Here is an 8,998-nt window from a genome sequence, read left to right as displayed (position 1 = left end):
CTATGAACCGACGGGACCGTCTCCTATGGCCACGTATGAGCGGAGGGTGATGGTGGGGTGGCGACTCGCAGCAGGGCGGGAGGCATGTCCTACGGCCCGTGCGGTGGCCGGACGAAGGGAGCGATCGGGCGCCGCCGCCGATCGCGGATGCCGGTGTGGACGTGGACCGGCCGCTCCAGGACCTGGTGTCGGCTCTGCCGGCCAAGCGTCCGAAGACCGCCCCGCTTCGGCGGCCGAGGTGTACGCCACCCTGTCCCCGTACCTCCCGCTCCCGGAACACACCTTGGCAACCCGCCGTACACCGCCGGAAGATCCGCGCCGTCCGTTCCTTGTCCCACAGAGGCCGCAGCCCCTGAATGTCCGAGGCGGCAGCCGGTCGCGGCGTACGAGCCGGCGCAGCAGCATCGCCACATCCGTGCCCTGCGCCCCGTCGTACGTATGGAACTCGTCGAGCACCACATACGTGAGATCGGCGCCCTCCCACAACGGCCGGTCCTCGGCACGCTGCAGCAGCAGATCCAGCATCTTTTGGTTGGTGATCAGCACATCCGGCGGCGTCCTGGCTGTGTCGTGCGCCTTGTACACGGCGGCCATCCCGCCCTGGCCGACCTGCTCCTCGATGCGGTAACGCCCGCCCGCCAGTGCCACGCCTGTCCGGATCGGTCCGGTCGCCCCCGCCACTTCGTTCTCCCCCGGTGGCCCAGCCACGAGTCACCGGGCGGCGACGAACGGGCCGACCGGCCAACGAGTATATGGGCGCAACCGCTGGAGGTGCGCAAAGGAGCCAGGTGCTTTGCGGCAGGTGCAGATGACGGGTGTCTACATACGTACCTTCCGGGTACCGTCACCCAGACGGCGACGAGGGCGTCGAGCTCGACAGGGGGTTGTGGTCGATGACGCCCGCGGTCCTGGTGCTCCGGCTCTTGTCGCAGGCCCCGCCACCTGGTCTTGTGTACCGCGGGCACCGTGGGTGATCCGTGACGAGGTCCGCGGCCGGGCTGCGCGCATCCGGCGCACAGACGCGGTCGAGGCGGGGAGAAACGTGGAACCAGTGACCGGACACGACGTACGAGGCACGCTGCCCGAGGGGCTCGGCGAGGCGATACGCGCCACCGCCGAGGAGATCGCCGCGGTGCTGCGCGGGGTTGCCGACACAGGTGTTCCGGTGCCCGGCTCGGAGTGGACCCTCGGGCAGGCGGCAGCGCATCTGGCGCAGGCCAACGAGCTGATGGCCGACATCGCGGCCGGGCAGGAACGCAGCTACGGCGACGGAACGCCGCAGAGTCTCGCCGAAGCCAATGAGCGCGCGCTCGCCGGTTTCGGGGAGCGGGACGCCGATCCGCTGGCCGAGTTGATCGTGACGCACGCGGACGCGTACCTCACGGCGGCGGACGGGTGCACGACGGACACGAACGTGGTCACCCCGTTGGGCCCGATGACCAAGGCAGTGCTGGGTTCGTACCTGCTGACACACATGCTCGGCCATGGTTACGACCTCGCCCGTGCGCTGGGCCGCCCGCACATGCTCGACCGCAGGCGCGTCGAGCTGTCGCTGCCCTTCCTCATTACGGCGATGCCCCGGGTGACCGATGCCGCTGCGATCGCCCGGCTGACCGCCCGCTACACGATCCGGCTGTGGAGCGGCGCCCGCTTCGGCGTCACCTTCACCGACGGCGTCGTATCCGTCACCCCTCAGCCGCCCACCCGCCCGGACTGCACCATCCTCATCGAGCCGGTCACCTTCCTCCTGATGGCGCTCGGCCGGTGCAACCCATGGGGAGCCATGGCCCGCGGCCGTGTCCTCGCCTGGGGTCGCAAACCCTGGCTCGCTCCCCGCTTCCCGGAGCTGTTCAAGGCGCCCTGAGGGGCGGGCCGATTTCCGGCGTCGAGCCAGGACGATCACCATTGCCACGTCCAAGGGACAACGACCCGTCTGACGCTCACTCCGATGCGGCGGATCGCCGTACGCCCTGCGCGCCGCGGCGGACCGGCTCTCCGCCCCACACTTCCACCGCGTCAGGCCGCACCGGACAGCGACCCGGTACAAGGGCCCTCATCCGCCCCGGCCCACCCGTGGGACCCATGTCGCCCACGCGACCGGCCACGGATGGTCAACCAGCGCGACCACCGCGCCGACCACGGGGGCGGAGCAGAGCCGACAGGGGGCGATGGAGCGACGCGCATCCGACGGGACGCCCCGGGCGCCACCCCTCACGCAGCCATCGCAACCGCGGCCTTGCTCAGCGAGTCATCGCGCGAGGGGGCCTGCTTCCGGTCGCCGAAGACGACGACCCGCAGCAGCGCGAACCGTCCGATCCCCGCCAGAGTGGAAGCTGACAGATAGACCGTCTGCTCGATCAGGGCCGAGGGCTCGGACCGCACGGCGTACAGACAGAGCAGCGCCCCCGTCGTGAACGCATAGCTCACGGCGACCGTCACCCCGGACTGAAGATGGACCCCCCACCCCTTCCGCTCGCTCCGGAAGGAGACCCGCCGGTGCAACTCGGTCGCGATGACAGTGGAAACGACGGTGACCAGCGCGTTGGCAACAACCATCGGTATCCGGTCGCTGAGCAGGACGAGCGCCCCGCTCGACGCAAGCCCGACACCGCCACCACACACGACGAACCGCACAAAGGCCGCGACGAACGGGTGAAGGGTGCGCGTCTGCCTGCGCGATGGGGCGGTCACCTGGGGCCTCCGTGGGCTGATCTGTCGAGCGGTGGATCGATTCCACCGCAGAACCTACGGAGTCGGCGTCGCCCGGGCGACCGGATAAACCCCGGACTTCAGTGGGGGACAACCCCGAGAGATCCCTGGGTCCGACACCCGAGCACAGAGACAGCAGGGGCGGGCGCCCGGCGGCGTGGGTTCTGGTGTACCAGCGACCGGATCTTGCAGTGCTCGCTATTCGCGGGCAAGCGCATGACGGGGAATCTGCGCAATGGCCGGTGGTTCGTTCAGTCCTTCGTATCCGAGGTGCAGTTCGATACGGGCGCGCGTGGCCAGTACGTAGTAGGCCATGCGCAATGAAGCGGATGTCGGGTCGGTGGCCGCGTCCGAGTGCGTGTCAGGGACCACCACGGTGTCGAAGCCGAGACCTTTGGCGCTCGCTCGGTTCACGATCACAATGCCTGGGCGGCCGAGATCCAGGTTCCTGTACCGGCCCCCGGCCGCCTGCGATGTGTACATCTGCGGCTTGATCCTCGGAGACCGCCGCGTCAGTCGGGTCAGGAGGTCCTGCTGGTCCCGAGTGGAGTTCAGGATGACTCCGACGCCTCGACCCGGGTGCTGTTCGACCATGCCTATCAGCAGGTCGACGAGTGTGCCCGGACGGGACAGCCTGTGCAGACGTGGCGGCGGTCCCTCGCGCTCCGGAAGTTGTGGTGTGTCCGTCCCGACATGGAAGTAGGCGGCCAGTTCGGCGATCTGCCGGGTGTTGCGGTGATTACCGGCAAGGTGGCGCGGTGCTCCGGCGCCGAGCGCCTTCGCGATCTCCGGCAGAGTCGACTGTGTCTCGGTCAGGCGTTGGCACTCGTCCGCGTAGACGGTCGTCCGGGCCCGGAGCACCCGGCAGAAGCGGTAGAAGTCCGGCGGGAGATCCTGTCCTTCGTCGATGACGAAGGAGAAGCCGTGTGCCGTTTCGGCCACGGCGGCCTGTTGAAAGAACTCGCTCCAGTCGAACCAGCCCGAATCTGTTCGGGAGGGATCGGTGCCCGCACACTCGCGGTACCAGCGGGACAGCCAGGAATGAGCGGTTGCGACCACCACTTTGTCCTGTTGCGGGCCGAGTGCGGAAACCAGAGGGGCGATGGACTGCCGCAGCAGGTAGGACCGGGTCAGCAGAACGGTCGGTCCGCCGGTCAGAGCGAGCATCACAGCACGCTGAGCGGCCAGTACGCTCTTGCCGCTGCCGGGCGGCCCATCGACTACATGGTTGCCGTCGAACGGCAGTGCGTCGAGCGACGCCTGCTGGCTCCGGGTGAGATCCACGTACGTAAGAGTCATCGGGGCAGTCGCTCCATGGCTGCGGCCGCGGCCGACAGGGCCTTTGCGACAACGGACTCGAAGTAGCCGGGTACCTGATCGCCGCCCACGACCAGCGCGCGGTCGAGCAGTGTGTTGCCCGTTTCGCAGCTGGTCTCCGGCAGTAGCGCACAGGCGTGGCAGGCAGCACGGTTGAGATTGTCGAAGCCCTGGCCGGTGTGCTCCGCGCACAGCGGGTCGGCCGAGCACCAGGCAGCTGCCTCCGTCATCCGCAGCAGAGTCTCCGAAAACCTGGGCGGTTCGCCCTGCTGGACGAGGCCGCCGAGGGTGCCTTCCGCGTCTCCTGCCGCCGTGTACACCAGAACGCCGTACTGGTCGTGCTCGGGCCGTGCGTACACACGCTCCCGCAGGCTTGCCGTCGAGTAGCCCGACTCGAACGACAGCTGCCGGATGAGGAGATGAGCCATTGTGTGCAGGAGGACGAAGCGCGGGGAGAGTTCGGCGCCCGTTACGGTGCCCAGCCGGTCCCGCTGGAAGGAGCGGTCGAGGTCGGTGCGCATGCCGGCCACCCGTTGGCGTACACGCTCGTCACCTTCCCACTCCGTGAGCGCGTCCTTGTTCAGCGTGAGGAAGAGTCCTTCCCCGAACACCTCGACGGCAGGGAGCCAGCGCAGCCGACGGGCGGTGTCCGCGGGTACGAAGGCCGAGGTGGGGGAGACGCGGCGGAATCCCTGCAAGGCCCGCACCTCGCGCAGCCGGTCGGCCAGGACGACGCGGCCGATGCGGTACCGCAGCGATGCCCAGGGCTCGGCGTTCTCGTGGCCGAGTCCGAGATCGGTCTCGCGGACGGCGAAGTCGCGGGTGGCGGGTGGCGCGGGCGACATGAAGGCCGCCCATTCCTCCCGGCTCAGCTCTGGGGCGGCCGGCTCGTCGGAGGTGTCGGACACATGGGCCGACGGTGGGGGAGTGCTCCCTGTTTCCTCGGCCAGAAGCGTGTCCAGCAGTACGTCATCAGCACCGGTCTCGTCCTTGACCAGGCCACGGAAGGCGTCCTCGGCAGGTCCGCCGTGAGCCCGGCACAGTGGAACCCACATGTCGCTGGAACGCACCCGCTCCGCAAGGGCCTCGTCGGTGAGTGCGGCGGGGGCGTCGCTCTCCGGGATGTCCAGCGCGGAGCTCACCACCGGGTAGTACAGATTGCCCGCCGTGCGCTGCACCACCTGCACGGGCTTGGTACATTCCGCCGCCTCGTTGCGCCGTTGCCAGGGATTCCGTCCGGAGCACCGCATTCCATGGGTGCCGAGAACATCGAGCAGATCGCGGGTGGCCCCGCAGCCCTTCGCGGTGCAGAGGACGGACAGCGCCTCCAGGCCCGTCGCGCGTTCGGACACGTTGAACCGCAGCCGGTCACGCGTGTCGCAGGCCTGCCGGGCGGCAGTATCCAGCCGGGAGTGTGCCCAGAACCACCAGTCGACGTCGCCGAGATGGCCGCCCGCGCAGATCTGCACGAACCGCATCGGTGCGAGCTGGCGTACGGGCGAACAACTCGGGCAGCGCGGCGGGATGCCCGCCTTCTCATCGGCGATACGCCAGCGGATCATGCGGCGGCACGCTCCGCAGAACAGCCACGAGGGGAACCGGATGTACGGGGCACCTGCCGCGTTCTGCCGGTCGAACCGGTCGTCCGTCGCGGGAGGCGCAGCGTAGAACGCGCTCACCCCGAGCCGGGAGGCCAGCCGAAGCGACTCGACCTCCTGACGCTGCTTGGGCCAGTCACCGATGCCCGTCGCCACGAACGACTCGCCCTGGATGTCGAAGACGGCCCCGACCCCGAACGGAAGTACCGTCTGGGCCTGGCGCACCCGCAGTCGCCTGCTCACAGGTCCGCTCCCTTCACCGTCACCTGGCACTCCCGATCGACGTTGCGCATCGAGTGAGGGGTCTCCCAGAGACCCCCGTACTGCTCGAAGTTCTTCAGCAGATTCATCTGTCCTTTGCCCTGACCGCGGTAGTACAGCTCCTTGCCTTCCTTACGGGCATCGAGCGCCTGCTGCTGCCAGGCGGACAGCAGGTCGTCCAGCTCCTCGTGGACGGCCGATGCCGCCCTCGGATCGCCGGCTGCCGCCCGGAGGGCCAGCTCCTCGGCGAGCGCAGCGGCGGCCGGCAGGCGGTCGACAATCTCACCTGCCTGGTTCTCGGCTGACAGGCCGAGGCCATGGCGTACGAGGATCACCAGCGCGGCATGCAGCGCACGACGCCGCGACGGTGTGGACCACGGGGTGACACTGGTCGGCTCGACGTTCCGGTACAGCGCCCGGTGATAGATGTCGAACGTTTCGTAGTGCGAACGGTCCCGGGGGCGGGTGGCGTTGAAGAACGTCACGACCAGGCCGGGCACCGAGTGACGGCCGACGCGGCTGGTCGCCTGGATGTACTCGGCGGTGGTTTTGGGCTGTCCCTGCATCAGCATCAGGGAGAGCCGCTTCACGTCGACACCGACCGACAGCATGTTGGTGCAGGGGAGGAACGACACGGAATCGGAGTCGGTGTACGGCTTCTCCAGCCGGTCGAGCAGCACGGGCTGCTCGGCACGGGGAAGATTGCTTGTCAGCTCCTGCACCTGACGTTCCGTCAGTTCCCTGGTGCCCTGCCCGTTGTCGAGCCCGGCCAGCTGTGCGGGGATGTCGTCGGCCGCTGCTGTGACGGTGCGGCCCAGTTCGCGGAGACTGTGGTGGTAGGCGACGAGTGTCCAGTAGGCGTCACGGCTCTCCTCGGGAAGCTCCCACGCGCCCTGAAGCATGGCGGCAGCCGTGGCGACGGAGGCACGGCCCGCGGTATGGCCCTGCGCCATTACGCCGACGTAGCGGCGTCCCGGACGTGAGGTGTCCGGTTCGGCGAAGTAGGAGTGGCGCGCGTCGAGCCCGGCGGGTGGGAAGAGCTGCACATCACGCCCGTACAGCCCGCGGACCTGTTCGCCGGAGCGGCGGATCGTCGCGGTGGAGGCGACCACCTTCGGGCCGGTACCGTCCCGCGTGCACAGCCCCAGCACCGCCGACTCGTACAGGCCCACCGTCGTACCCAGCGGACCGGTCAGCAGATGCAGCTCGTCCTGGATGATCAAGGAGGGCGGCAGATGGTCGGACCCGGCTCCGAACAGACGCCCCGACCTCGGTTCCCAGGCCAGGCGCGCGAACTTGTCGACCGTACCGAGAACGAACGTCGGCGGCCGGTCGTACAGGTGCTCGTCCACGACGGCCACCGGTAGCTCGTCATGGAAGGCGCACGCGTCGCTCGGACAGTAGAACGCAAACGAATCAGCCTTCGCACGCACTCCGTAGTCGCCGATGTCCGGGGACTTCCTGCCGGGCAGGATGCGTGTGCCGCACCACGGACACCGGTCCAGGGTGAACACATCCTCGGGCCGCGCCGCCGCGCGTACGTCGTCGAAGGCATCGGCCGCCACCTTGTAGGTGTTGGGAGAAGTCGGCTCTCCCACCCACAGACCGATGGAGAACGGCTCGCTGCCGAGCGTCGCCGGATCCCCGCGGCGGAGCTTTTCCAGGGCGCAGACCGTCGTGGCGGCACGCTGGAATTGCTGTGTGGTCAACAGACTCAGCGTGTAACGGCTCAGAACGGCAGTGCCCCCGCCATGCGGATCACGACGGCGCAGGACCATCACGAACGCCGCGAGCAGGAGATACGCCTCCGTCTTGCCACCACCGGTGGGGAACCAGATCAGGTCGGCCACCTCCCGGTCCGGGTGTGAGGGATCGGCGACCCCGTCGAGAGAGAGCAGGAAGAAGGCCAGCTGGAACGGACGCCATGCCGCGTCGGGTGCGGGAGCCGGCTCGAGGGCGGCCGCATCATGGCGAGCCCGGCGCTCACCGGCCTGGTCGGGCGCCGAGTGCCGCATCTGCAGGGCCATGGCGTGGTTGGCTGTACGGAACGCGGCCAGCAGCTCAGGGCGTTGGGGGTCACAGAGGGTCCGTACGCCCGAAGCGATGCGTCCGGCCACTGCTTCGATACGGTCGAGGATGCGATCGGCTGCATCGCGCCCCCAGCCGGGGATATCCGTGTTCCGCTGCTCCGCGTACCACTCGCGGTACCCGTCTGCGAAGGTCATCAACTCGTCGCGCAGCTGAACGGTCGGCACGTCGGGGTCGGCGAGATGGAGCACGCGCAGGACGGGAAGCCCTACAGGGCCTGCGGCCTTTGTGGCAGGCACCTCGGCCTGCGGCATCACCGTGGCTTTCAGGCCGGTGATCCTGTCTTCCTCGCACACTTCGGTGACCGAACAGCCGTGGCCGACCGCATGGGTGCGGACGTGGCGGTACTGGAGCCGGAGTTCCTGCTCCTCCGGGTCGCGGCTGGCGAGACGCACACTCGGGTACTGCAGAACGTCACCGCCCACCGGGCGGGCCTCGAGGCGGACCTGGAACAGCATCCGGTCCCATTGCGTCGGTCGCCCGCGCCCCGGCTCGGCCGCGGCGGCGGTGCCCGTGTGGGCTGTGTTCACCAGGGCCACGGTGACCAGGTGCCCGGCGCCGAACCGGCGGCGCCGCAACCGGATCTCCGCCCGGCCGTCGAGCACGGTCATCCGCTCGGCGTCCGGGGCGAGCGTGACGATCTCGTCGGGGAGCGCGATGCGCCGCCACCGGCGTCCGCGCTCGCCCTGCTCCGTCTCGTAGCGAGCCGCGCCGCAACTGACTTCCACGGTCGGGGCATCGGTGTAGAAGCTGAACCCGAGCGATGACGGAAGCCAGGAATTCGACTCGGGGATCGGGTCGGCCGCCGGGGCGGTGTCCTCGGCGTCGCTCTCCGTGCCGGGGCCGTCCAGCACTTCGGCCGTCTCCGTCAACCGCCGCTGCAGATCAGCATCCTGGGCGTAGAGAGTGCCCATGAGGTACTGCCGGTCGGGTGGCGCGTCGAGCACCTCGTCCGGGCCCTGGGCCGGTCCGACCAGTTGCCGACGCAGATAGTCGACGAGTTCGTCTCGCGGGGTCACTGCTCG

At 69.1% G+C, this 8,998-nt stretch carries 6 protein-coding genes; 1 reads left to right on the top strand and 5 read right to left on the bottom strand.

The annotated features are described in order from the left end of the window. Entirely contained in the window at positions 1-681 is a 681-nt protein-coding gene (locus OG953_RS07455) for a hypothetical protein (protein ID WP_405692453.1), read from the bottom strand. Positions 682-1,042: 361 nt separating this feature from the next. Here OG953_RS07455 and OG953_RS07450 point away from each other — a divergent pair, with 361 nt between their 5' ends. Beyond that, positions 1,043-1,864, top strand: coding sequence for a maleylpyruvate isomerase family mycothiol-dependent enzyme (locus tag OG953_RS07450; RefSeq protein WP_405683146.1), 822 nt, complete (start codon positions 1,043-1,045; stop codon positions 1,862-1,864). Between the two features lie 347 nt (positions 1,865-2,211). Here OG953_RS07450 and OG953_RS07445 read toward each other — a convergent pair whose 3' ends face one another. From OG953_RS07445 to OG953_RS07430, 4 genes are all read right to left on the bottom strand, one after another. Beyond that, entirely contained in the window at positions 2,212-2,691 is a 480-nt protein-coding gene (locus OG953_RS07445) for a hypothetical protein (protein ID WP_405683145.1), read from the bottom strand. A 216-nt stretch (positions 2,692-2,907) separates the two neighbouring features. After that, entirely contained in the window at positions 2,908-4,008 is a 1,101-nt protein-coding gene (locus OG953_RS07440; protein WP_405683144.1) for a DNA helicase, read from the bottom strand. After that, entirely contained in the window at positions 4,005-5,867 is a 1,863-nt protein-coding gene (drmB, locus tag OG953_RS07435; RefSeq protein ID WP_405683143.1) for a DrmB family protein, read from the bottom strand. The genes OG953_RS07440 and drmB overlap by 4 nt, the downstream gene beginning before the upstream one ends. Next, on the bottom strand, positions 5,864-8,992 hold the full coding sequence (locus tag OG953_RS07430; protein WP_405683142.1) for a helicase-related protein: 3,129 nt from the start codon (positions 8,990-8,992) through the stop codon (positions 5,864-5,866). Before OG953_RS07430 ends, drmB begins: the two co-directional genes overlap by 4 nt. Positions 8,993-8,998 lie beyond the last annotated feature (6 nt).

Origin of the sequence: Streptomyces sp. NBC_00057 (assembly GCF_045041165.1) — a bacterium.
Classification (GTDB): Bacteria; Actinomycetota; Actinomycetes; order Streptomycetales; family Streptomycetaceae; genus Streptomyces.
The sequence above is the reverse complement of the archived record's forward strand: the minus strand, read 5'-3'. Positions and strand labels throughout refer to the sequence as shown.